General features: G+C 65.4%; 22 protein-coding genes. 8 read left to right on the forward strand and 14 right to left on the reverse strand.

What is annotated here, in order from left to right; all coding sequences use genetic code 11:
* Nucleotides 1–524: 524 nt before the first annotated feature.
* The 4 genes from ACFV9C_RS43765 to ACFV9C_RS43780 form a co-directional block, all read right to left on the reverse strand.
* On the reverse strand, nucleotides 525–1,031 hold the full coding sequence (locus ACFV9C_RS43765) for a hypothetical protein (RefSeq protein ID WP_380203878.1): 507 nt from the start codon (nucleotides 1,029–1,031) through the stop codon (nucleotides 525–527).
* Nucleotides 1,031–1,258, reverse strand: coding sequence for a hypothetical protein (locus tag ACFV9C_RS43770; protein ID WP_380203880.1), 228 nt, complete (start codon nucleotides 1,256–1,258; stop codon nucleotides 1,031–1,033). The genes ACFV9C_RS43765 and ACFV9C_RS43770 overlap by 1 nt, the downstream gene beginning before the upstream one ends.
* A gap of 32 nt (nucleotides 1,259–1,290) precedes the next feature.
* The gene (locus ACFV9C_RS43775; RefSeq protein WP_380203882.1) at nucleotides 1,291–2,298 is read right to left on the reverse strand and encodes a DUF3560 domain-containing protein; all 1,008 of its coding nucleotides are present in this window, start codon (nucleotides 2,296–2,298) and stop codon (nucleotides 1,291–1,293) included.
* A gap of 245 nt (nucleotides 2,299–2,543) precedes the next feature.
* Nucleotides 2,544–2,816: a hypothetical protein gene (locus ACFV9C_RS43780; RefSeq protein WP_380203884.1), complete on the reverse strand. Its 273-nt coding sequence runs from the start codon at nucleotides 2,814–2,816 to the stop codon at nucleotides 2,544–2,546.
* A 230-nt stretch (nucleotides 2,817–3,046) separates the two neighbouring features.
* On the opposite strand from ACFV9C_RS43780, the gene ACFV9C_RS43785 reads away from it, so the two are divergent.
* From ACFV9C_RS43785 to ACFV9C_RS43795, 3 genes are all read left to right on the forward strand, one after another.
* A complete protein-coding gene (locus ACFV9C_RS43785; protein WP_380203886.1) occupies nucleotides 3,047–3,337 on the forward strand; it encodes a hypothetical protein in 291 nt (96 codons plus the stop codon).
* A 559-nt stretch (nucleotides 3,338–3,896) separates the two neighbouring features.
* Complete coding sequence (locus ACFV9C_RS43790) at nucleotides 3,897–4,307, forward strand: hypothetical protein (protein ID WP_380203888.1); 411 nt, start codon at nucleotides 3,897–3,899, stop codon at nucleotides 4,305–4,307.
* A 147-nt stretch (nucleotides 4,308–4,454) separates the two neighbouring features.
* Entirely contained in the window at nucleotides 4,455–4,748 is a 294-nt protein-coding gene (locus ACFV9C_RS43795) for a hypothetical protein (RefSeq protein WP_380203890.1), read from the forward strand.
* Nucleotides 4,749–5,139: 391 nt separating this feature from the next.
* On the opposite strand, the gene ACFV9C_RS43800 is transcribed toward ACFV9C_RS43795, so the two are convergent.
* A complete protein-coding gene (locus ACFV9C_RS43800; protein ID WP_380203892.1) occupies nucleotides 5,140–6,333 on the reverse strand; it encodes a hypothetical protein in 1,194 nt (397 codons plus the stop codon).
* A gap of 689 nt (nucleotides 6,334–7,022) precedes the next feature.
* Here ACFV9C_RS43800 and ACFV9C_RS43805 point away from each other — a divergent pair.
* Together ACFV9C_RS43805 and ACFV9C_RS43810 are read left to right on the forward strand one after the other, a co-directional pair.
* A complete protein-coding gene (locus ACFV9C_RS43805) occupies nucleotides 7,023–10,457 on the forward strand; it encodes an error-prone DNA polymerase (RefSeq protein ID WP_380203894.1) in 3,435 nt (1,144 codons plus the stop codon).
* A 130-nt stretch (nucleotides 10,458–10,587) separates the two neighbouring features.
* Nucleotides 10,588–10,749: a hypothetical protein gene (locus tag ACFV9C_RS43810; RefSeq protein ID WP_380203896.1), complete on the forward strand. Its 162-nt coding sequence runs from the start codon at nucleotides 10,588–10,590 to the stop codon at nucleotides 10,747–10,749.
* A gap of 31 nt (nucleotides 10,750–10,780) precedes the next feature.
* Here the strand turns inward: ACFV9C_RS43810 and ACFV9C_RS43815 are convergent, their stop codons facing one another.
* The 5 genes from ACFV9C_RS43815 to ACFV9C_RS43835 all read right to left on the reverse strand — a co-directional run bounded on the left by ACFV9C_RS43815 (nucleotide 10,781) and on the right by ACFV9C_RS43835 (nucleotide 13,874).
* Nucleotides 10,781–11,206: a hypothetical protein gene (locus tag ACFV9C_RS43815; RefSeq protein WP_380203898.1), complete on the reverse strand. Its 426-nt coding sequence runs from the start codon at nucleotides 11,204–11,206 to the stop codon at nucleotides 10,781–10,783.
* A 470-nt stretch (nucleotides 11,207–11,676) separates the two neighbouring features.
* Nucleotides 11,677–11,895: a hypothetical protein gene (locus ACFV9C_RS43820; RefSeq protein ID WP_380203900.1), complete on the reverse strand. Its 219-nt coding sequence runs from the start codon at nucleotides 11,893–11,895 to the stop codon at nucleotides 11,677–11,679.
* A gap of 207 nt (nucleotides 11,896–12,102) precedes the next feature.
* Nucleotides 12,103–13,050, reverse strand: a complete 948-nt coding sequence (locus tag ACFV9C_RS43825) for a hypothetical protein (RefSeq protein ID WP_380203902.1) — start codon at nucleotides 13,048–13,050, stop codon at nucleotides 12,103–12,105.
* Between the two features lie 179 nt (nucleotides 13,051–13,229).
* Complete coding sequence (locus tag ACFV9C_RS43830) at nucleotides 13,230–13,526, reverse strand: DUF4326 domain-containing protein (protein ID WP_380203978.1); 297 nt, start codon at nucleotides 13,524–13,526, stop codon at nucleotides 13,230–13,232.
* 120 nt (nucleotides 13,527–13,646) lie between these two features.
* Nucleotides 13,647–13,874 (reverse strand): hypothetical protein, encoded by a 228-nt coding sequence (locus ACFV9C_RS43835; protein ID WP_380203904.1) that lies wholly within the window; start codon nucleotides 13,872–13,874, stop codon nucleotides 13,647–13,649.
* Between the two features lie 325 nt (nucleotides 13,875–14,199).
* Here ACFV9C_RS43835 and ACFV9C_RS43840 point away from each other — a divergent pair, with 325 nt between their 5' ends.
* Nucleotides 14,200–14,631, forward strand: a complete 432-nt coding sequence (locus ACFV9C_RS43840; protein ID WP_380203906.1) for a hypothetical protein — start codon at nucleotides 14,200–14,202, stop codon at nucleotides 14,629–14,631.
* A 454-nt stretch (nucleotides 14,632–15,085) separates the two neighbouring features.
* Nucleotides 15,086–15,307 carry a hypothetical protein gene (locus ACFV9C_RS43845; protein WP_380203908.1) on the forward strand — a complete coding sequence of 74 codons (222 nt, stop codon included), beginning with the start codon at nucleotides 15,086–15,088 and terminating at the stop codon, nucleotides 15,305–15,307.
* Between the two features lie 371 nt (nucleotides 15,308–15,678).
* Here the strand turns inward: ACFV9C_RS43845 and ACFV9C_RS43850 are convergent, their stop codons facing one another.
* Nucleotides 15,679–16,926 carry a hypothetical protein gene (locus tag ACFV9C_RS43850; protein WP_380203910.1) on the reverse strand — a complete coding sequence of 416 codons (1,248 nt, stop codon included), beginning with the start codon at nucleotides 16,924–16,926 and terminating at the stop codon, nucleotides 15,679–15,681.
* A gap of 998 nt (nucleotides 16,927–17,924) precedes the next feature.
* Here ACFV9C_RS43850 and ACFV9C_RS43855 point away from each other — a divergent pair.
* Nucleotides 17,925–18,089 carry a hypothetical protein gene (locus tag ACFV9C_RS43855; RefSeq protein ID WP_380203912.1) on the forward strand — a complete coding sequence of 55 codons (165 nt, stop codon included), beginning with the start codon at nucleotides 17,925–17,927 and terminating at the stop codon, nucleotides 18,087–18,089.
* 57 nt (nucleotides 18,090–18,146) lie between these two features.
* Here the strand turns inward: ACFV9C_RS43855 and ACFV9C_RS43860 are convergent, their stop codons facing one another.
* The 3 genes from ACFV9C_RS43860 to ACFV9C_RS43870 all read right to left on the reverse strand — a co-directional run bounded on the left by ACFV9C_RS43860 (nucleotide 18,147) and on the right by ACFV9C_RS43870 (nucleotide 21,006).
* Nucleotides 18,147–18,998: a PASTA domain-containing protein gene (locus tag ACFV9C_RS43860; RefSeq protein ID WP_380203914.1), complete on the reverse strand. Its 852-nt coding sequence runs from the start codon at nucleotides 18,996–18,998 to the stop codon at nucleotides 18,147–18,149.
* Nucleotides 18,998–19,495: a SigE family RNA polymerase sigma factor gene (locus tag ACFV9C_RS43865; protein WP_380203916.1), complete on the reverse strand. Its 498-nt coding sequence runs from the start codon at nucleotides 19,493–19,495 to the stop codon at nucleotides 18,998–19,000. Before ACFV9C_RS43865 ends, ACFV9C_RS43860 begins: the two co-directional genes overlap by 1 nt.
* Before the next feature lie 299 nt (nucleotides 19,496–19,794).
* Complete coding sequence (locus ACFV9C_RS43870; protein WP_380203918.1) at nucleotides 19,795–21,006, reverse strand: hypothetical protein; 1,212 nt, start codon at nucleotides 21,004–21,006, stop codon at nucleotides 19,795–19,797.
* Nucleotides 21,007–21,310: the final 304 nt, after the last annotated feature.

Below are 21,310 nucleotides of genomic sequence, written 5' to 3' on the forward strand. Positions count from 1 at the left end.
GGCGCTGACGCGCCGACCCACTAGCCAGCCCTGACGGGCTGCCAACGGGTTGCCCTAGGCAAGTGCTCACCCTTTGTGTTGGGCGTGCCCGGCGCTGACGCGCCGACACGCCCAACACGAGCCTGACGGCTCGGCGTTCACGATGCTGACGCATCGCGAACTCAAAACCCCCAGACCCCTTACGCACAAGGGAATCTCACAAACACAATTGCCAACAGCAAACCTTCAACCCCCCGCTCGGCCCCGGCGCAGGCCACAACAAACCTCGCCCATCACCCTGCTACACTTACGCCGACACGACTCACGACCACAACACTCCAACCACCACACACCGTCACCACCCCTACAAACCAGCAACCCTCACCCCAACCACAGACAAGAGGGGCCACCAGCAACAAACCTCGAAACCCAGCGCACACCTCATGTGGTCCCAAATTCTCAACAAATTTTGGCGATCGTCAAACGGTCGTGTACTGCCAAGGCCCCGCCAGTTGGCTGCCGGCCCCGGGGGGGCCTGTTGCCATTCAGGCGATGGAGACGCCGACCCGGCCCAGGGCCTCCGTGGATTCGGCCACAACCCAGTCATAGCCGGGCAGCTTCCTGATTGCCAGGTGGCGGAGGGCAGTGCAGAAGGCCTGAGCTTCGGAAGCATCCCAGTCGGGATGTTCACATGACTGGTACTCGTAGTACCCGAGCGCCCCAAGCACATGCAGCGGATCCACGCGGCCCGACATCGGGGTGTACTCGAACACCGATTCCCAGTCGTCGGCGTCGTAGCGGTGGTTGACGCTGCGGGCGTTCTCGGCGAGAAGGACCGCGCCGACGCTCTCCCTGTCCAGCTCGCGCATCAGCTGCCCAGAGACCTCGAAGGCGCCGGGGCCTGTCCAGGAGCCGACCTCGTGTGCTGCTGCCTTCTCCTCGTCAATCATGGGCCGGGAGAACCATCGCAGCCGCTCCCCGTGCTGCACCAGGGACAGGCCCGCGTATACCAGCAGGTTCACGTGCAGCGCTGACACGATCGACGCCGACATCAGCACTCCTCCCCTGACTCACACTCCGGGATCTCGGCTACGAGCGGCAGGGCACCACGAAGGCGCTCCACAAAGGCCTGAAGCTCACGCGGTGTTCCCTCGAAAACCGAAGCCTCATCCAGTACCACCACGAGAGCGCCCACCGATGTGGAGTCCTCTCCGAACTCGTCACCAGGTTTGCCGGTCCGGATATCGCACCCGGCCGGGACATACAAGGCGTCTGTCATGGAGGCCTGGAACCATTCGAAACGCATGCCCATCACTCACCACCCGCCGACTCGACCTCGGCGGCGGTCCGGTGTGCGGTGATGGTGTGGTACGGCACCCTGTCTGTCCAGCTATAGCCCGTCTCGCAGCTCACGGTCTTCTGGTTGACCCGGGCAACCTTCCGCCAGGAGCCAGAGACCCGGACGTAGTCACCCTTGTTGATCGTCTGCGCGGAGAAGACATCCAGTCCCTCGGAGATCTGATCAGCCCGAACCTTCTCCCAGTACACCAGCTGCGCCTCCATGTCGGCCTGCGAGATCCTCAGCCGTTCCGCGTGCAGGCCGCTTGCAGGCGGGTGCACCTCGGTGTAGGGACCGGCCTTATGTGTGTAGCCGGCCAACTCCCGGGCAACCCGGCGCAGCTCGGTATTCAGGGTCTCGATCTTGTTTCCGACCCTCACAGGTGAGTAGCGCGCTTCCGTGGACGCAGCCGCGGTATCTGCACGCCGCTGAGATTCAGTAGCGCTCCGGGACAGCTCGGCCGCCTTCGCATCGAGCCGATGCATGCGCCCGAGGTCCCGGCGGTGCCGAGGCTCGGAGTGGTGCCCGACGAGGATCGGCTGCCCCATCGGGATGCCGTCGCTGATCCGATCCGACGCCTCCGCCGCACTGTCGGCCGCAGCACGCTGCCGCTGAGCCCTGTTCTGCAGCCGCGCGGCGCGCGCCTCCGCACTCTCCGCAAGGTCTGCTTCGCGCTGTTCAACAGACCGCGGGCTCTGCTCGTCGACGTCGACCTCAACCACGAACCCGGCCGCTTCGAGGGCCTGCTTGGCCGCGTTGATCTCCCACAGCTTCGCGAGCCGGTCACGCGAGCGCGGCACGTGCCACATTCCCAGCAATCTCGACCAGCGCCACCGCTGCGCCTTGAAGACCTCTGCCGAGCCATCCCCACGTGTCGTACCCTCGGCCAACGTCCCCTCAGCGTGGGAGTGCGTAAGCCGGATCACCGGCCGTTCACGTTCGGCGTCGATTTCGTTGCCCTCAGCACCAGCATCAGACATGACAAGACTCCCTCTACTGCGTTCGGGGATTGGCTAGATCCCGCCTTGGTTGGTTGCCACCAACACTAGCCCCGACCACCGACAGAAAGCGTCCACAGCAGACCGCCGGAACACCCCGCATGGGGTCTTGGCGCAAAGGGGCAATGCGGCCGGCCCCACATTGGGGGCCGACCGCATCGAGTTCCTTAGGGCGCCCGACCATCTTCAGGCGCCGGCGCGGGCCTATTCAAGGCTTGTCCCAGACGTCAGTTGATCGTGCCGCTAGCCAGCTCTCGAACCAGCTCGTCCGCCGCTGCGGACATATCCTCCGCGCTGAACCTGTCCTGCGCTTTCGTCAGTTCCTCGATCAGCTCCTCACACCGGATGTTCCCGAACAGCAGGCCCCTGAGAAAGTCGGTCTCCCGTTGCATCGTTTCGCATCGGTCAGACGAAAACTCGTTCAGGTCTGCCAGCGTCCGCACCTTGATCGTGGTCATGAAGGCCTTTACAAGGCGGTCGGACAGCGGCTGTGCGGTCATTGGCTGGGGGCTCCGATCGGGCTCGTGGTGAGGGACGGTCACGCTTCGACGCGGGACCAAGGGTTGCTGGCAGAGCGACATGGGGGGTTGTTTGCCCCTTCTGCTTCACTTCCGTCGGACTCGGCCTTCGATGCCACGAACTTTATACAATTTTTGTCGATCGTCAAACACTTCTGCTAGATTGTCTTTGACAACCGACAAAATCGGCAGCGATCCAGAGGAGTGTCCGAATGCCAGACAAGCTCATCAGCGGCCTGAAGCCCGGCCAGCGTCGCGACGAGGCCGACCGGCAGGTCAGCAGCGCACTGGCGAGCAGTGCCCTCGAAGGCATCCTCGAGGTCACATGGGCGCCGTCAACCTTCGACAAGCCCCGGACACAGCGGTTCCGCGTCCACGGAACCTCTCGCCCCCTGGATGGCAACGGGCGCGACTCCTTGGTTGTCTCTGCTCCCGAAGATCTTGAGTGGCTCACCATCGGGTTGCACAGGGTCGACCGAATCGTCCCGGTGGTCACACCGTGACCGCACAGACCGCGTCTGGCTCTGTCGAGCCGGTCGCCGCGTCTCGGCATGCCGCACGGTTAGCCCATTTCGCCGAGCGTCGCGGGGTATTCAACATGATTACTCGGCCGTCCGCCGACGTTGTTCGTGTGCTGGCCATCGCCCACAACGGGAACCGGCTGACGGTCGACTTCATCGAGACCCCCGACAACCCATCAGGCCGGCATACCTGTACCCGGACGGCTGTCACGACCTCTGCAGGACCTGACCAGGCAGCGAAGCCGGTCCGGGCATCTGCCGTTGTCAGTTGGATCTTCGACCACGCCTCAATCCAGCCTGGTCCGACTCAGCCCGGCCACGGCTAACGCTCGAGCGATCCCACCTCCCCCTGGCCGGGAGAGAACCGCCAAGTATGCATTCCTCCCGGCCTGCCAAGCAGCGACTCCCCTGGCTCACCCGCATGGGGTCCGGCGAGCCACATCGTTCCCGGGAACGGTCCGGCTCCCCACTGATCGCTCCCACGCCCCGCGAGGGCCACCGACTAGGTTCACTTCTGCAAGCACACCCCGAGAGGCCGGCCATGATCCTTCAGTATGTCGTCGACATCCTGCTCGACAAGACACCCCAGACACCACGCGTCGACGAGATCCGCATGCAGCTGGCCGACTGGGACGCACTCGCACAGGAGGTATCAGGACAACGAGTGGCCGTCGTTCTCACCATGCCGGCAGAGTCCCTACAGCAGGCATTCCAGGCCGCGACACGGCTTGCTGAGCGTTACGGAGTCGCGGTCTCTGCATCTGTGGCCACCGAGGAAGCCCGGTCGAAACCCAGCGGCTGGGAGAACGTGCCGGACCTGGTAGCCGTCGATGACGTTGCGACCGCACAAGGCAAGACCAGGCAGGCCGTCCACTACCAGATCCACAAGGGCCAACTGTCAGCTCGTCAAGTCGGAACCCAGTGGATCGTCCTACGCAGCGACGTTGTCTAGGTCCGGATCAGACTTCTGCCGCGCGACACTTTCGAGACCCAGCGATCTCCCGGTGACGGCACCCACGGCCCCGACGCTCCCGCACCCATGGTCCTGCGCACTAAGTCTGAATGATCACCCACTCAGCAGGCCGTCCGAGGAGGACGCGTGACTACAACGAACTTCGGCGGCGGCCCGCGCGCTGACTCGACAAAGACCCGTATCCGTCGACCACGCCCGACCGAGTGCCACCATCGGTATCCACGTCTGGACAAGGACTGCAACCACTTCGCGGACTACGTGATCGACTACGCCTCAGGCATCGGTGCATGCGCCGAGCACCTCGGCAAGGAACTGGCCTGGGTCATGGAGGACTGCTCAACGGTTCAGGTCCACCGCGCTGAGATGTGGATCCACCTGCATCCCGACGATGACGCACGAGCCGGCGCCGAGCAGCGCTAGCTATTCCTGGGCCAGAGGCCCGCCCAGACATCTTTCCAGCCGCGGGACTAAGACGTGACCCGCGGTCCGGATCGGTGCACGCAAGGGCCCGCGTGGCCGGGATCCTGGCCTCAGCCGTCCTGATCGACGACCCCGGCACCGGCGGGCACCGGCGGGCACCGGCCCGATGGTGTCGCCGTGCTCACGATCGCCGAACCCCGCTATCCGATCGCGGCGGGCTCGGGTCGGGGATTTCCTCGAAGACGCTGTCAGGCTTTGCTCACGAGGGTATCGCTGGACCGGCACGCCGGGATGTCGCCGAACCGAGTGTGAGCGACGTTCGTCAGCCCAGTCGCCCGCGGGAGCGATCGCGACCAAGTCCGCAATCCGGATGTTCCTTGAGGCCAACCTGCTAGCTGAGGCGTCCGCCCCACCAGGATCTGCGTGGCCGACGGTCAGCCTCAGCCGACGTTGCCACGGGCTGGGGGTCGCCGATGACTGCGTCTCTGAGTGCGGGCCAGTTCTCGGTGCGCCAGTGCTCGAACAACTCGAGCGCACTCAGCACACGCACGTCGAGTGCCTGGACAAACTCTGGCCGGGAGTACACCTGCGGCGCACGGTCGGCTGGGCTGAGTTTGTGCTGGTGGTTGACGATCAGCAGGCCCTGGGTGATGGGCTGGGAGGGGCGCAGCGGTGGCCAGGTCTCGAGGTGTCGCTTCAGGTCGCCGACGAGGTTTTCCGGTGCTGCCCCTCCGACCCCTTTGACCTCGGTCAGGATCCGGTGTCCATCGGCGAGGACGAGCAGGTCGGCGGATCGGGTGCCGGTGAGTTCGTCGTCGAGGTCGACGACTGCCAGACCCGCCGCGGTGAGGGCCGCCTTGACTGCGGTGACCAGGGTGCTTCCCGAGCCATAGAGCAGGCCGTATCTGATCGATTCGGCGGCCACCTCGGCTTGGCGGAGCTCGAGCTGCAGCCTGGCATTCTCGGCGGCGTAGCCGGCCTCGAAGTCGTCGAGCTGGCGACGTGCGGCGAGCTCGGCGGCGGTCTGCAGGTCCGGGTCGATAAAGTGTGCGGATCGGACGCGCCGCAGCACTTCAGGCACGTACGCCGGTAGGCCTTGGTTGATCAGCCACGACAAGAGCAGGTTGACGTCGGTTGTGTCCGGGACGATGTACCAGCGCTGGCTTTGACTGGGCTCGATCCAGACCGCTGCGATCGGGTTGTCGAGTCCGTCGACCAGGAGGGGCTTGAAGGTCCCGACCGGATGGTGCACTTCCGGCCCCCGGCCGTCCACGCGATTCAGGGTGGTGCCTTGCAGTTCAAGGGACCACCACGGAGCGTCGATCGGTCGGTTCGTGAGGCGCAGCGCGAGGTCCCGGTCAGCGGGGTCGAGGTCTTCTGCGAGCCGCGGTTTGGTGCCGCTCGGCAGCCGGCGACCGGTCACCCTGTTGTAGTTCAGTGGCAGCTCGATCGAGGCGTCATAGTTCGCCATCACGCTCCGCGGTTCGGTGTCTTCAGCGTCACCGATAATCGAGATCACCATGGCGACCTCGCCACGGCGGTCGGCACCGGCCAGGAAGCGTTCGAGCCTCGTCCGCGCCGGCACCGTGGAACTTACTCGGCTCCAGCGCTGCGGGGCAGTCGCTGCTTTCCATTCCCAGCCAGGGTGGTTCCAGGCCGTTCGCTTGCCAGGCCGCATCCGCGGGGATCCGTAGGCGGCATGATGAGTTACCGAAGACGTTGTGCGCGCGGGCGGCGGTGGCGATCATCACACGCTCGGCCTGAGACCCCGGGGTTGGCTGGGCCACGTGGACTGGGACCAGACCGTTCGAGGACGCATTCACACCGCCACGCTAACCGGTCGATCCGACGAATTTCACCGATCGCGCGCACCCAGGTTGCACGCCGTTACCCCGACCGGATCGTCGATTGCTCCAGGACCGGCGGGCCGGCCGATGCGCAGTTGACGTACGACGAAGCTCTCCTCCGTTCGGCGGTGTGAGTGTGTACTTCGCTCCGGCGCTGGCAGCAAGGACTGGACGATCTGGGACAACGTGGCCAATGGGAATCGTGGATCCGGACTGCTCGAGCGGGGAGGCCTATGATCAGGCGGCCGATCTGGAGCCGCAGGGCTCTCGGCCAGACGAATTCGTCTCCCTGGTCGCCGCACCGTGAATCTACCGACCATGGCCCACAGGATGCCATGTATTCGAAAGCATGTTCTACTGACTGGAGGGCCGACGGCAGTCGGCGGCAGCGGCGCGGGCCTGCACGAAGAGCTTGGAGGTGGCGCGGATGGGTTACCAGAATCCGCCGATTCGCTGGTACGAGCTCGAGCGCAAGCTATCGGATCGGTCCCGGCCGGACTCCAACGGGCACCGACCCGACGCGGCTGACGGCGGCGACTCTCCCGCCTGGAGCCAGCACCGTGGTCCCTACGTCCCGCCGGCCGAGCACAGGCCACGTCACCCTGAGGGACCGATCACGCCGTACGCCGAGCTGCACGTCCACTCGAACTTCAGCTTCCTCGATGGCGCCTCCTCCCCCGAGCACCTGGTCGAGGAAGCCGTGCGCCTCGGGCTACATGCCCTTGCCCTCACCGACCACGACGGTTTCTACGGGGCCGCCCGGTTCGCCGAGACCGCCGCGACGTACGACGTGACCACGGTCTACGGCGCGGAGCTGTCCCTAGGCCTTCCAGGCCCGCAGAACGGTGTCGCGGATCCCGAAGGATCACACCTGCTGGTCTTGGCCGAGCGCCAGGAGGGCTATCACCGGCTCGCCGGTGCGATCACTGAGGCCCACCTGGCCGGTAAGGAGAAGGGCCGACCGGTCTACGACCTTGAGCAGTTGGCGGCCAGCGGCGGCGACCACTGGCTCGTACTGACCGGTTGTCGCAAAGGCTCAGTTCGCCAGGCCCTCGCTGCCGGCGGCCACGCTGATGGTCCGGCCGCGGCCGCCCGCGAGCTCGACAAGCTGGTCGCGTTGTTCGGGCGGGATCGCGTCGTGGTTGAGCTGATCGACCACCAGATGCCGACCTCGTCGACGGAGAACCGCATCCTGGCCGGTCTGGCCGAGCGTGCCGGCTTGCCGACCGTGGCGACCGGCAACGTCCACTACACGACACCGCGCGGCCACAAGCTCGCCGCTGCGATCGCCGCAGTGCGGGCGCGGCGGAGCTTGGACGAGATGGACGGCTGGCTGCCTGCCGGGCCGGCGGCGTTCCTGCACTCCGGTGCCGAGATGGCCACGCGGTTCCGCAAGTTCCCCGGTGCCGTTGCCCGGACTGTCGAGTACGCGAATCAGCTGGCGTTCAACCTCCGCTCCGCTAAGCCTCGGCTCCCGAAGGTCGACGTACCGGCCGGCCACGACCAGATGTCGTGGCTTCGGCACCTGACGTTCCGGGGTGCCCGCGAGCGGTACGGCACCCGCGAGCAGCGCCCGGACGCCTACCGGCGCCTTGAGCGCGAACTCGACGTGATCGCCGAGCGCGACTTCCCCGGCTACTTCCTGATCGTCGAGGACTTCGTCCGGTGGGCCCGCGACCGCCGGATCCTGTGCCAGGGCCGCGGCTCGGCCGCGAACTCCGCGGTTGTGTACTGCCTGGGCATCACCGCCGTCGACAGCATCCTGTACAAGCTGCCGTTCGAGCGGTTCCTGGCCGCGACCCGCACCGAGGAACCCGACATCGACGTCGACTTCGACTCCGACCGCCGCGAGGAGGTCATCCAGTACGTCTACGGCAAGTACGGCCGGCGCAACGCCGCCCAGGTCGCCAATGTGATCTCCTACCGGCCGAGATCGGCCGTACGGGACATCGCGAAGGCGTTTGGCTACTCCGAGGGCCAGCAGGATGCGTGGTCGAAGCAGATCGACGGCTGGGGCGCACAGATCACGTCGACCGACCACGACATTCCCGCTCCGGTGGTCGCGATGGCATCGGAGCTGCTCAAGTCGCCGCGGCATCTCGGGATCCACTCCGGCGGCATGGTGCTCACCGAGCGCCCCGTGGGTCAGGTGGTTCCGATCGAGCACGCCCGCATGGACAAGCGCACGGTCCTGCAGTGGGACAAGGACGACTGCGCCTACATGGGCTTGGTGAAGTTCGACATGCTCGGACTCGGGATGCTCGCCGCACTTCAGTACTGCATCGATCTGGTCGAGGACCGGATCGGCGAGGCCTGGCAGCTGCACACAATCCCGAAGGAGGAGCAGGGCGTCTACGACCAGCTGTGCCGCGCCGACTCTGTCGGGGTCTTTCAGGTCGAGTCCCGGGCGCAGATGGCAACTCTGCCGCGGCTGAGGCCGCGCCGCTTCTACGATCTGGCCTGCGAGATCGCGCTCATCCGGCCCGGCCCGATCCAGGGCGGCGCGGTCCATCCGTTCGTACGGCGGATGACCGGCCAGGAACCCGTCAGCTACCCGCACCCGCTGCTGGAGCCTGTCCTCGAGCGGACCAAGGGCGTCCCGCTGTTCCAGGAGCAGCTGATGCAGATGGCCATGGCCGTCGGCGGGATCGACGGCGACGAGGCCGATCTGCTGCGCCGTGCGATGGGCTCCAAACGCGGCGTGGAGAAGATCTCCTCGCTCAAGGCGAAGCTGTACGCCGGGATGGAGCGCAACGGGATCACCGGCGACGTCGCGGACGCGATCTACGCCCGGATAGAGGCCTTCGCCAACTTCGGGTTCGCCGAGTCGCACTCGATCAGCTTCGCCCTGCTCGTCTACGCCTCGGCCTGGTTCCGGCTGCACTACCCCGCCGCGTTTCTCGCCGCACTGCTGCGAGCCCAGCCCATGGGCTTCTACTCCCCCCAGTCGCTAGTCGCCGACGCGAAACGGCACGGCGTCGACGTACGCCGGCCCCACATGCAACTGTCCGGCGTAAACGCCCAACTCGAACAGTTCGTCGACGGCCAGGCCACCGCGCCGACGGGCATGGCTTCCTGTCTCGCCGATCCACAGCCACCGATCGGCCCCTTTAACTCGGACGCTCCCGACACCTGCACAGACCATCGCCGCGACGGCGCCTTCGCTGTCCGGCTCGGGCTGGCCGGGATCAAGACGATCGGGAAAGCGGGCGCCGAGAAGATCGTCGAACAGCGCACCCTCCACGGCCCGTACACCGACATGGCCGACCTCGTCCGGCGGACCGGGCTCACCACACCTCAGGTCGAGGCCCTCGCGACGGCCGGCGTCTTCGACTGTTTCGGGCACTCGCGCCGCCAGGCTCTGTGGGAGGCCGGCCGCGCAGCCGAGGAGCGTCCCGACCGCTTTCCCGGTGTCACCGTGGTCGAACCGCCGCCCGCGCTGCCCGGCATGAGCATCACCGAGCTCACGATGGCCGACCTCGCAGCGACCGGCGTCTCGACCGGTCAGCACCCGATCGAGCACATTCGCAGCCAGCTCACCAGTGACGGGATCCTGTCCGCCGCACAGCTGCGCTCCGCGACTCCCAACAGCCGGGTCTACGCCGCCGGCGTCGTCACCCACCGCCAGCGGCCGGCCACCGCCTCCGGCGTCACCTTCATCAACCTCGAAGACGAAACTGGCTTCATCAACGTGGTCGTCTCTCCCGGCTGCTGGGCACATCACCGGGTCGTCGCTCGCGACTCAAGTGCTCTGATTGTCCGCGGCCGCCTCGAGCGAGCCAGCGGGGTCACCAACCTGATCGCCGATCGCCTGGTCCGCCTGCCGCTCTCCGGACAGCCGGCGTCGCGCGATTTCCGGTAGCCAGCAAGACGTCGCGAAACGCGCGGGCTGCAGCCGCGGGGGCTCTCCGCCGACCGCTCAAGCCGTGAAGATGCTCTGCGCGGTGCGTTCGGCGTCTACTGGCCAAACGAAGCTCGATCACGATCACTGAGTGGGGCGATGGGCCTTGCTGAGCCGCCTGCTTGCTTACGCCAAGCACTCGCCCGACTTCCGACCAGCTATCGCCGTCCGCGCGGGAGTCGACCAGCGGGAGGCGTGGACGTTCTACGTCTCCGGGCCGGCCGATGGCTGGTCGAAGTGCCGCATGATCTGACCGCCGCTGAGACCGATGCCTGTCCGGACCTTTACTCGGCAGATTCTTTGATCGACGCTCCGCTGCGGAGACGATCGACCACTCGTATTGCCGCACCAGGTCCGTACTGTCGGTCGAAACCAGTGACATCCACCGACGTCCGCCCCAGAAATGTGACCTTGAGCAGACGACCGTGCAGGTAGTCGAACCGAATGTGCTTGATCCTGCGAAAGCCTCGCCGGGATTGATCGACAAGTTGTCCGTGCGCACGCCACAACTCTCGTGCTGAGGCCACCGAGAGCTCATCCTCCACCCGCGGATGCAGAGAACCCGCGCCGACTGCCGCAGCCCTGTGGTACAACGCAGCCAGGACGATCTCTTTCTTCAGGCCGGCAATGTCGATCTCGGTCATACGAACACCGTAGTCCTCGAAAGAGGAGGAGGATCGCGCGACATCGGCACCCAGGTCGTCGGCCACGAACGCGAGGGTCAGGTCGAGCGCGGTCGTGTTCCATGCGGGCGTGTAGGTGTCGTCGGCGCGGATGTAGATAGGTGCTGGGTCCAGCTTGACCCGGGGAAAGCGGCGGGCGAGCTCGTCGGCGTAGCGCCAGTTCCTTCGTGCACAAATGACCCACGGTGCCCTCCCGCGGCGCCTACATCCTCTACGCCTGCCGCTGCCATTCGTGTTCGTCTCACGCTGAACTTCCTCTGGGGCAGCAACGAGCAGCTAAAGCGCAATCAGCACCCTCGGCCAGAGGCCCGCAGATCAGGTGTGCCTCGGCGTACAACGGACCTAGTTCGAGACGTGCACAGGTGCGTCGACCGGAGCCATCAGGGCGGCCGCCGGTCCGGCAGCAGCAGCGCGCCGCTATGCCAGCGGCTGCGTCTGGGTGCCCGGCAGCACGCTCAGGGAGGCGATCACCAGGTCCTCACGAACTCCAGCGCCGCTCATCGCGTGCTCGCGGCCGCGGTGAGCCGACAGAGTCGGGCGTACTTCTCCGCCGTACTGTGCCCGTCCCACTGCGCGTCGGGATCCTCGGGTCCGGCCACCACCAGGTGCTCGAAATGCCGCAGGTCCGGCGCGGCCACGTGCCAGCTCAGCTGGCCCGCCGGCGTACGTACGTAGACGACCGCGGGGCACACCGCCTCGGCCGGGTCGGTCGCCATCATGGCATCGTGGGCACGCACTCACATACGCCACGAGTTGTGCCCGCTCGGCGTACACCGCCCGACTGGCCGCCCGCCGTACCAGCTCGGCAGAATGGCAGGGCAGCTCGTTGACCGGGCACCTGCAGACCAGTGTCTGCCCGTTATCGCTGTCTGCCCGTTATCGCTGTACTTTAGGCTGACCATTGACCGGTCGAACCTTGTCGATCATGTCTCGTCGCCATTTGGGAGCGCGGGGACGACGACCGTCAAGCGGACTCCTGCGTCGAGCATGGCTTGGCTGCGGTGTCGTCCTTCGTCATAGCGCGCAAATGTCAGAGTGCTGAGGCGAATCGGGTCGAAGAATAAGCTCCGGGCCCACTCTCGGGTTTCTGCATCGAGCTTCTGCTCTTCGTCGATCGCGTCCAGCACGGCCGTGAGCAGCTCGTCGTGTTGGATCGAGGTGTTCTTAGCGCGGCTCGCAGACGTCAGCTCAGCTCTGGCGGCTTTGAGTGCGCGGACTGCAGCGCTACCTGCAGCCGCCCAGTCGGCGGCATGATAGTCGCAGCAGTCGCGCCCGCTGCGGCGTGGCACGAGCTGGCGGCCCAGGCGACGCCACCATGGGATCCCGACGGGCATGCAGGCTGGGTTTCCCTCCAGGTTGGGACGTGGCAGCCGGACGACCGCGGTGACGGTGAACCGTTCGGCTGGCTCGTCTGGTTCGGCCTTGACGTAGCTGTCGCCTCGCGAATCGTCGATCGGCATGCCGACGAGTTGTGTCAGCTCGTCGGCGGTGAGGGTTGTTTCGCGTTGCGCGGGCGGGGCGAGCGTCTGGTGAGCCACCACTGGGTTGCTGAGCTGGACGAAACCCTGCGCGGGGCGGCTTTGGTGCAGTTGGTGCGTGATGAAGATTGGCGGCTGCAGCTCGGTTGGGCAGCAGCGCTGCCAGATCGCCTCCGCGAACCGGGTGGCGCCTTGGACCAGCGACGCGCCTTCGCCTTGGAACTGGGTCGTCAGCGCTACTGGCCGTAGGCCGGGTGCGGTGAACAGCTGAAGCCGGAACGGCGTAGCGCCGACAGTAAACATGTGCTCATCAAGGGTGCGGGTTCTCGCCCCGCCATGCTCACGAATCAAGGCTGTCTGCCGTGGGCGGCCGCCGGCGACGTCTGTGCTCATCTGGGCAAGCTATCTGCTGGCACCGACGCAGACGCGGACCATCATCCGGGTCTTGGCTTGGTGTCGATCGGGGTGATGTTGCTGCCGGCGGGCCAGGGTGTGGCGGAGGCGGTGGTTGTCGAGGCTGAGATAGATGCACCCGCCAACTAGTCCCGACCACCCGAGATCCTTACAGATCGTCACGGCCACTCGCCGGCAGCGACTTCAGCAAGCACATCGGCATGACACGGCCACTCCGTTTTGCACCAGCAACCCAGTCGCTTGGCGCGCAACTCGATACGGGCAGCAGCAACGAGCTCGGGATGGCTCCGTATGTGCTCGCGGTAAGCCGCGACCGCCGCGGCATTTGCCTCAAGCGACCGCTCAGCCGGCCGATGCGGGTTCACCCATTTCGTCGGCCACGCCACCGACACGGCATCGGCCGGAAGCTTCCAACCGGCGGCCCGGGATAGCCGAACCCGATGCGATCCGCTCATCTCATCCACAACTGGTCATTGTCCGGTCGTACACAATGCCCGGCGAGGGTTTCGAGGTTGTGCAGCATCCAGGACCTGCTGACCACTCGGCCGGGCCGGAGTTCGCGCTCGGCCGGTCCTTCACCGTCCAGCCAGATCGACATCGGCGAGCAGCTGCTCAGCCCGCGCGGTGGTTGTCAGGAGCTGCAGGTTCAGGTCCTCCACGCGGTCGGTGTCCTCGGTGGCGAGCACCGCGAGGTACTCCACCTCCAGCTGCGTGTGCTCGTCCTGCAGCCGCAGTACATCGCGCAGCAGCGTACGGCGGGCGGCGACGTCCTCGGGTTCCCGAGCGTCGATGGTGTCGGTCATGGCATCAGTGTGGCGGGATTGACCGACAAGCCGCACCAGATCCGGCGCGGCTTGTGCGGACCGTCGTCGGAGCAGACTACGAGCCGGCAGCGCCCCCGGCGTACCCAAGCCGGTGACGGGTCCGGCTGGTCTGCCGTACGCTGTGCGTCCCCCCTCGCGGCCCCCGCCCAGCTCGGTCCGGGCGGGGGCCGCGTTGCACGCGGCCGGTACGGCGTACGCCGCGTTGCCTACAACCCGGCAGCTGACCTTCCACCGGGCCCCTTTGACCGGTCGGACTACAAGTCCGGCCGCCGCACAAGCTACTGACCAGGCCACTGGACGGACCTTGACTCGGAGCCGCCGCCGGCGGGATCAGCGACTGCCCGGACTGGCAGGCCGACGTTGTTGCCACGCTGACTGCGACCCGGTCGTCGTACTCAACCCCCGGCGTAGCGAGTTCGACCTCGCCTCCCCCGAGGCGACCGCCGAGCAGATCGGCTGGGAGGTCGCCAACCGCAAACATCCGCGGCTGTCCTACATGCTCTTCTGGTTCCCGGCGTCCAACTCGGTCCAGCCGATCTCGCTGCTCGAGCTCGGCGCGGCCCTGGCCCGCCCCGAACTCCCGATCGTCATCGGCGCGGCTCCCGGGTATCTGCGTCGCACCGACGTCGTCCTGCAGTGCCGCTCCGAACGGCCCGACCTGGTCGTGCATGACCAACTCTCCGACACAATCACGGAGCTGCGCGCGCTGCTGAACTGGACGCCCGCAACCACCTAGGAGGTCCTCAGACGGATCACGTGCCGGACCTTCGTTGTGCTTCCTGTGACCCGCGGATGACGCACGCTTCGCCGGTAGCCAAGATGCTGTCGCCGACGGTCCTATAACGCCGGACAAGCCAGAACCTGTAGCTCAGCAACACGAACACCGCCGACTTGGTCTGGTTCGTTGCGTTCAGCGTCGCACCGCGTCGTCGGCGCGGCGGCCCACCGGCGGCGGTCGGTGGCGATCACCCGTCGGGCGTCGAGTGTTCCGCGCTGAACAGCCGCGGCCGCCGTGCCGTGGGTGCACGACACCACGACCTGGCCCGGCTCCACAAGGGCGCGCTCAACGCCCAGTCGGCCCACCGTGTGATCGGTGTCGCTGCGACCCGCGGTCATGAGGTGGCTTGCGGTCCGCGCGAACGCTCGAACTTAGGGGAACAAATGTTCGAGTACAGGCTTATGCTGTGGTCATGGCGCGACGATTCACGGTGCGGCCGGACGATGACGGGAGCGGTCAGCTCGCGGTCTGGGATGGCGCTGTCCACGGGTATAGGGCGCGGAACCTCCCTGACGAGCGGACCGCGAACCGAGTTTGCGTCGATCTGGAGATTCAGGAGGACGCGCACGGCCCGCGGTCGGCGGAGACCGTCCGGAAGCTCGACGCTCCGGAGCGGGTCCGGCGGGCGGAGTAACACGCGGGCAAGCTCGCTACCTGGATCCGCGATGATGGCGTCTGGTACGGCCGGGTCGAAGACGAGGACGGGACCGTGCGGCTGGTGCCGCGCCAAGACCTCCAGAAGGTCGACGACGTCGCTGCGGATCCACAATGACAGGCGACAGCTCCTGATGGCCGAGCGCAGTCTGGTAGCTGTGACCGGTGACTGGCACTGTGGACGATGCGAAGGGGCCGACATCCCTGAGCATAACCGGGAGTGGGATGGATGAACCGTGTGTATCGCTCATCCGCGACCCTGGCTCGTCGGGCCGGGTCGCGGATGGCCGCGTCGATATGGATGTGCGGTCGGCGCGACTAATAGCTGCGCGGTGTCAAGCCACGGAACGCTCAACCGACCTTGGCGTGCAAGCCCATGCTGCCCAGCGCATCGAGTGCATTGACCGCGTAGCCGTACGGGTAGCTATTCGCGCAGAAGTACTGTGGTTCTGGGCGTTTGTTCGAGGTGTCGCAGAAGGTCGCGTGCACACCGTACGAGGCAGACAAGAAGCCAAACACTTCCTTCTGGCCGTTGCTGGTGTAACGGAAGACGGGCGCCCCTGAGTCGCCTCCTTGGAAGACACCGCCACAGCCACCGGTGCCGCACCCAGTGCCGGTGAGACTTTCCATGAAAACGAAGGCTCGCCCGACTCTTGGTTGGGCACTCCCGAGGGAGTAGTAGCGGTTCAGGAGTCTGATGTAGCGCTGGTAGACGGCTATTCCGGAGATTCCGCCGCTGACCCAGATGCGCGTGTTGAGCACAGGCGCCAAGGCGCGGTAGACCGACGATGCGGAGCCGCTGTTCCAGGCGCCGTCCCAGATGAAGTAGTTACTACTTGTCGGAATGACTTCGATGTCGTGAGGCCCATTGCGTGCGCTCACTGCACCGACTTCCGCTCGGGGAGAGTCGTAGTTGTAGAACGTCCCTGCAAGGCAGTGGTAGGCGGTCGTGATGTAGCTGTGGGTCCCAGCGTAAGCAGCGACTCCCGTTGTACAGGTCTTGGGTCCGGTGATCAGGCTGCCGCCGAACCAGGGCGCGTAGTCGTTGTTTCGAGCGGCGGGCTGGGGTTCGTCGACTCCAAGCGACGTGATCGGCGTACCCGCGGCGGCGGTGCTCAGGGTCGTCATCGCGCTCGCGGGCGCATTTGATTTCAAGGTGACCACGACACCTGACCAGTCCTGGCTCGGCCCGGCGGACGTTACCACGCCTGGAAAGGAGTCAATGAGCTTCTGTGATGTCGCCGATAGTTCGTCGTTCGAGTACGCGGCTGAGCGGAAGGCGACCGGCGCGGGCTGAGTCTTTGCAAGGCTCTGCAGGTCGGACGGGGCTGTTCCTTTCCAATAGACATTGACCGTCGCCAGGTCGTCGGAGATCGCGACCCCGCCGGCGCCGGCGACAGTCGGATGCTCCTCGATCCAATCCGACAGGCTCGTCGCAGCTGTCTCGGCTGCGGTGGGCAGGAACTCTGCTGGAATGGATGATTGCTGCGGGTTCGGCTCTCCCAGGCGGATTGGTCCGGTCGCGGTGGCCGTTGATGCACACAGGACGGCGGCGGCAGTGGCCGCCGTGAACAGCAGAGGCGTCTTTGCTCGAGACATTTCCCCCACCTCCACGCCGAAGATAGAGCGGGCTAGTCTGGATTGACAGAGCTCGGCATTGCAGCTTCATGCAACTTCGGGAGTGGATCCGACGTGACCAACGCAGCGCCTCCTCCGAGGCCCGATCGGAGACCCTCGCCGGACCGCCAGGCGGTACAGGGGTGGATCGAACACAATCCGGGTGCTCAGGCGCACCTCAGCACAGTCGTGGATGCCGAAGCCGGCCAGGAGATCCTGGTCGTCAATATCCCGGACAGGACGGAGATGCATCGAGCGCGGCGAGAACTGCTGCAGCTAGTTCGCCAGCCCCAGCACCTGCGCGTTCGTCGCTGGCGCCCCCCACAGGATGAAGTCGACCGGATCATGCGCTGGGCACTTGACACCCTGCTCCCCGTCGATGGCTCCAGTACGCCTGTGACGTCGGTCGGCCCGGACCCCGAATCGGGACTTGTCATGATCACGCTCTGCAGGGTCGACGCCGCTTACGCGGCAGACCTGGAGGCCAGAACCGATGGGTTAGCCTTCGTGGCTGTCGAACCCGACGTTCCCGAAGCCCCAGTTGGGCCTCCTAAGCCTTCCGTTTAGGCTGTCGGACGGCCGACTGGTGGCCGATGGCCTCGGGGGAGCGTGGTCGACTCTGCTGCTGTGAGTGGCTCGGACGTCGGTGGGTCACCGATGCGATGCCTGCCTGGCCTCAAGCAGGTGCCATAGGTACGCGCCCGACCTCACACACAATCCGGACCGAGCGGGATGAGGTCGAGTAACAACATCGGTTCGTCCACCTGGAAGCTACGCCCGGCAACGGTTCGTCGTCGCCGTCTGTGGCTCGCCGCGCTCAGCGCACGACAGACGAATAGCGCACACTTCGAATATGTACTCGTTGCCAGTCCATCGGTTCTGCCCGCAGCGGGACACCAGGCTGAAGGTCGAGAGGGTGGTCGTCGTCGCCTGGCCACCGTTCGGCCACCGCCGCAGACGTCCGCGGCCGCGGAGTCACGGTGAGCCCGGCCCGACGACGTACTGACGGCCAGGTGCCGATCCCGGCCGGTCTGGCAGGCCCGGTCGACGTCGTGCTGGCCAAAGCTGTCGAGCAGATTCCCGGCCCACAGGATCTGGTGGGAGGAACCCGGTACGAGCCGAAATGGGACGGGTTCCTTCACTGAACCTTGTCAACCCAAGGCTACGCGCGGCGTCGTCCAGCGACTTGGTCCTTGCTGGACTCAAGGTTGGGCGACGACAGTCACCGATACCGTCGTTCCAGGCGCCAGCATGGTGCCTGGCGAGGGTGATACGGCCAGGATGTCGCCGGGTATGAAGCCACGAGCTTTCCTGGTCTCGATGGTGGCCTTCAGGCCCAGTGCCGTGAGTCTCTCCGCATACTTCTCGCCTGAGCGGATGGCCGGGTTCGATCCATCGAACTGGGGGTCCGGCACACCGATCTGGTCTGGCGTGACCAAGATTCGGTCAAGAATCCGGCCGACTTCATCGGAAGCGGTGCTGGACTCTGCCCGGAACGACACATCGAGAGTTGGCATGAACACTGTGCCGGAACAGACCGTAACGTGGTTGATCGGCGCGACAGAGCAGACTGTCCGCTGACGTTCGGCCTGGACACCGTCGATCTCGAAGGTGCTGTCGGCCTCGAAGCCGATTGGCTTACCACTTGTCAGCGCCACGCTGTCGATGCCTTTGGGGCGAGTCTTCTGGCAGTAGCCGTTGGGAGGCTCGTCGATCAGGACTGTGTCGTTCTGCGGTGTTCCGCAGTAGCTTTGGTTGGTACCCCATTCCTCGGGCACCGCGATCGCGGCATGGCCGATGCCGACAAGTCGCATCCCCGCGGTTGGCGCAGTCGCGACCGGCGGCGTGGGGTTCGTGAGGTTGAGGCTGCCCGTGAGCAGCATCGTTGCGCTCACCGCGATCGCCGCGGCTCCTACGCCGAGAGCCGATAGTGCGGCTGCGCGGCGACGCCGGCGTCGCGCAGCGCCTGCGCGAATCGCCTCGATCGGTGCTGGCCCCACGTTTGTCCGCTGCGCAGTACGCTCGAGGATCTCGGTCAACTTGGAATCGATCATCATGTTCCTCGCAGTTCTGCCACGTCAGGGTCCTGCGCCAGGACTTTCACGGCTCTGGAGAGTCGACTCTTTACTGTTCCGACCGCGACGTCGAGCACGGATGCGATCTGCGCGTCAGTCAGGCGGGCGTAGTAGCGGAGCACCACAGCGGCGCGCTGATCGGTGCTCAGTCGGTCAAGTGCGCGCATCATCGCGTCGGTGTCGTCAATGTTGGCGGTCTCGTCCGGGCCGGCGTGCTCCGGCAGAACCGACACTGGCCTCTCGCCGATCCAGCGACGGCGACGTGCGGAGATGAAGACGTTGAGCAACACTCGGTGCACATAGGCGTCGCGGTCATCGGCCGCCCGTACTTTGGTCCACTTCACCAGGCATCGTTCGAGGGTCGTCTGCACGAGGTCCTCGGCCTCCGGGCGCGTGCATCCCAGAAGCACCGCGGAGCGCACCAAGCCGGGCCAGCGCGCGGCAACGTACTCGCCAAAATCCGAGTCCCCAGCCATGTCCCACCTGTCCCCTCAGAGCCCTTCACTCGTATAGACAGGCTGGCAGTACCCAAAGGTTCCGCCCTGTTCTTGCCACCGTCCTGTCGCTCGTTGCCGCCAGGACCCCATGCGCATCGCGTCTCCGTGACATCCATAGCCCCGCCACCACCCGCCAGCAATCTATGGCAACTGTCGCATCGAGGCTGTCTGAGCCCGGCATGCACACCCTGGGCGATAGCCCCCACGGGCGGCTGGTGCCGGCAGTTGGACACCGGCACCAGGTTTGGTTTCTGGGATGCTTGCGCCCGTCTAAGTCGTCACGACGACACCAACGAGGCCCCAAAATACCCTAGGGTATTTTGTATTCTGGTGAACACGATATATGAGGAGCAGGATCTAATGCCGGACGGATAGCTCGGACAATCGAAATTGTCCGTCGTGTAGCGTGGTCCGGTCACAATTCCGCTGTACCTCAGACCCGGCGCTAAGATGTAAACAGGCCCACCACTGTCACCTTCTCCGGCGGCGATATATCCACTGCGGTAGGCTAAAGTCAGGCCGCAAGAGTTTTGGACCTTGGAGCAATAGTTGGTCGCTCCGACACTCAGATTGCATCGCTCGCCTGAGAATGCACCACCCGTGCACACCGTCTGCCCCGTCAAACTCTCCCATGGAGTGGAATCTACGGAGTAGAAGTTGTACCAGGTTCTATACATTGTATTACTGACATTTGCGGTGATCAGCATCGCATCTAGATTCGGATATCCTGACCTATTCGCCACGTTCCCAACGACCGGCAGCGGCGGGGGGATCACGTCAGGGTCTCCCTGCTGGATCTGTTGACCAGTAGCACTCGCGCAGTGGCCCGCAGTGAGCATGTATTCGGTCGATCCGATCTTCACACCGGGGCCAGAGGTGCAGATCCCACCGATAGACGGATTGTAGATGAACGTCCCGGAGCTCCATGGAGCAAAGTCGGCCACTCGGCTAGGCGTGTAGTGCGCTACACCTGGAACCAGCGGAGGTCCCGGCACCAGCTCGAGCGGGGTGTCGGGGGCGACTTGTGCTATACGCTCCCGCAGGGAGGAGGTGATCGGTCCGTCCACCGCGACTTCGAGCGTGTTCTTGGCTTCATTGACATCGACAGTGACTATTTGCGAGTCCGCGTCGCCCAGTTTGCTCGCGGCGGCGAAGACTTGAGCCATCCGCTGGTCGAGATATTCCAACGTGTATCGGACGGTTACGAGTTCGACCGGGGCGTCCACCTGCGGGTCCAATGCAGGTAGCTGGGGCACCTTCGTGACCATGACACGCAACGTGCCCGAGCTCGTGTCGAGATAGGCGCCCGCGTATGCGTCACGTGGAATCAAGGGACGAATCTTTTCGAACGACCTGCCGCTACGCAGTGTGGCCTGATCGCTTGTGTCTGTGCTCTGACTCGGTGGATTATCGGCGGCTACGGCAGGAATACCCCCTGCCGCGGCGCATATGGCAACAACAATCACCGTGGCTGCGCCAAGTTTACGCATCTTTTCCCCTGTATCTCTTGGACTGTGGTTATACGGTCCGCGTCCCCGAGCGAGACCATAGGCAGCGCGCCCCTCACGATCCACGGCAGCGATCGTGGAAAGGACGACGGGATCCGACAACCCTCGGCTCGCTCCGACGCCCACCCTCATGCCTCTACGAACCCCCAGCGTTGACGGTAGACGGGTCTAGGCCGGATGTGTAGACCTCGAGCGTTGCAGCTTTCCTGCAAGGCTGTGCTGACGGTGGGCATCGAGGACACCGTCAATCGGCTGCCGTTGCCATCTAGCCTGCCTGCAGCGTTGA

Source organism: Kribbella sp. NPDC059898 (assembly GCF_042730855.1).
Taxonomy (GTDB): domain Bacteria; phylum Actinomycetota; class Actinomycetes; order Propionibacteriales; family Kribbellaceae; genus Kribbella.

Coding starts and splice junctions, on each gene's coding strand:
- ACFV9C_RS43770 (WP_380203880.1), bottom strand. CDS start 1,258: ATGACAGACGCCTTGTATGTCCCGGCCGGGTGCGATATCCGGACCGGC.
- ACFV9C_RS43860 (WP_380203914.1), bottom strand. CDS start 18,998: ATGATCGATTCCAAGTTGACCGAGATCCTCGAGCGTACTGCGCAGCGG.
- ACFV9C_RS43780 (WP_380203884.1), bottom strand. CDS start 2,816: ATGACCGCACAGCCGCTGTCCGACCGCCTTGTAAAGGCCTTCATGACC.
- ACFV9C_RS43775 (WP_380203882.1), bottom strand. CDS start 2,298: ATGTCTGATGCTGGTGCTGAGGGCAACGAAATCGACGCCGAACGTGAA.
- ACFV9C_RS43835 (WP_380203904.1), bottom strand. CDS start 13,874: ATGACCGACACCATCGACGCTCGGGAACCCGAGGACGTCGCCGCCCGC.
- ACFV9C_RS43830 (WP_380203978.1), bottom strand. CDS start 13,526: ATGAGCGGATCGCATCGGGTTCGGCTATCCCGGGCCGCCGGTTGGAAG.
- ACFV9C_RS43785 (WP_380203886.1), top strand. CDS start 3,047: ATGCCAGACAAGCTCATCAGCGGCCTGAAGCCCGGCCAGCGTCGCGAC.
- ACFV9C_RS43870 (WP_380203918.1), bottom strand. CDS start 21,006: ATGCGTAAACTTGGCGCAGCCACGGTGATTGTTGTTGCCATATGCGCC.
- ACFV9C_RS43765 (WP_380203878.1), bottom strand. CDS start 1,031: ATGTCGGCGTCGATCGTGTCAGCGCTGCACGTGAACCTGCTGGTATAC.
- ACFV9C_RS43850 (WP_380203910.1), bottom strand. CDS start 16,926: ATGTCTCGAGCAAAGACGCCTCTGCTGTTCACGGCGGCCACTGCCGCC.
- ACFV9C_RS43820 (WP_380203900.1), bottom strand. CDS start 11,895: ATGGCGACCGACCCGGCCGAGGCGGTGTGCCCCGCGGTCGTCTACGTA.
- ACFV9C_RS43845 (WP_380203908.1), top strand. CDS start 15,086: ATGGCGCGACGATTCACGGTGCGGCCGGACGATGACGGGAGCGGTCAG.
- ACFV9C_RS43790 (WP_380203888.1), top strand. CDS start 3,897: ATGATCCTTCAGTATGTCGTCGACATCCTGCTCGACAAGACACCCCAG.
- ACFV9C_RS43865 (WP_380203916.1), bottom strand. CDS start 19,495: ATGGCTGGGGACTCGGATTTTGGCGAGTACGTTGCCGCGCGCTGGCCC.
- ACFV9C_RS43805 (WP_380203894.1), top strand. CDS start 7,023: ATGGGTTACCAGAATCCGCCGATTCGCTGGTACGAGCTCGAGCGCAAG.
- ACFV9C_RS43825 (WP_380203902.1), bottom strand. CDS start 13,050: ATGAGCACAGACGTCGCCGGCGGCCGCCCACGGCAGACAGCCTTGATT.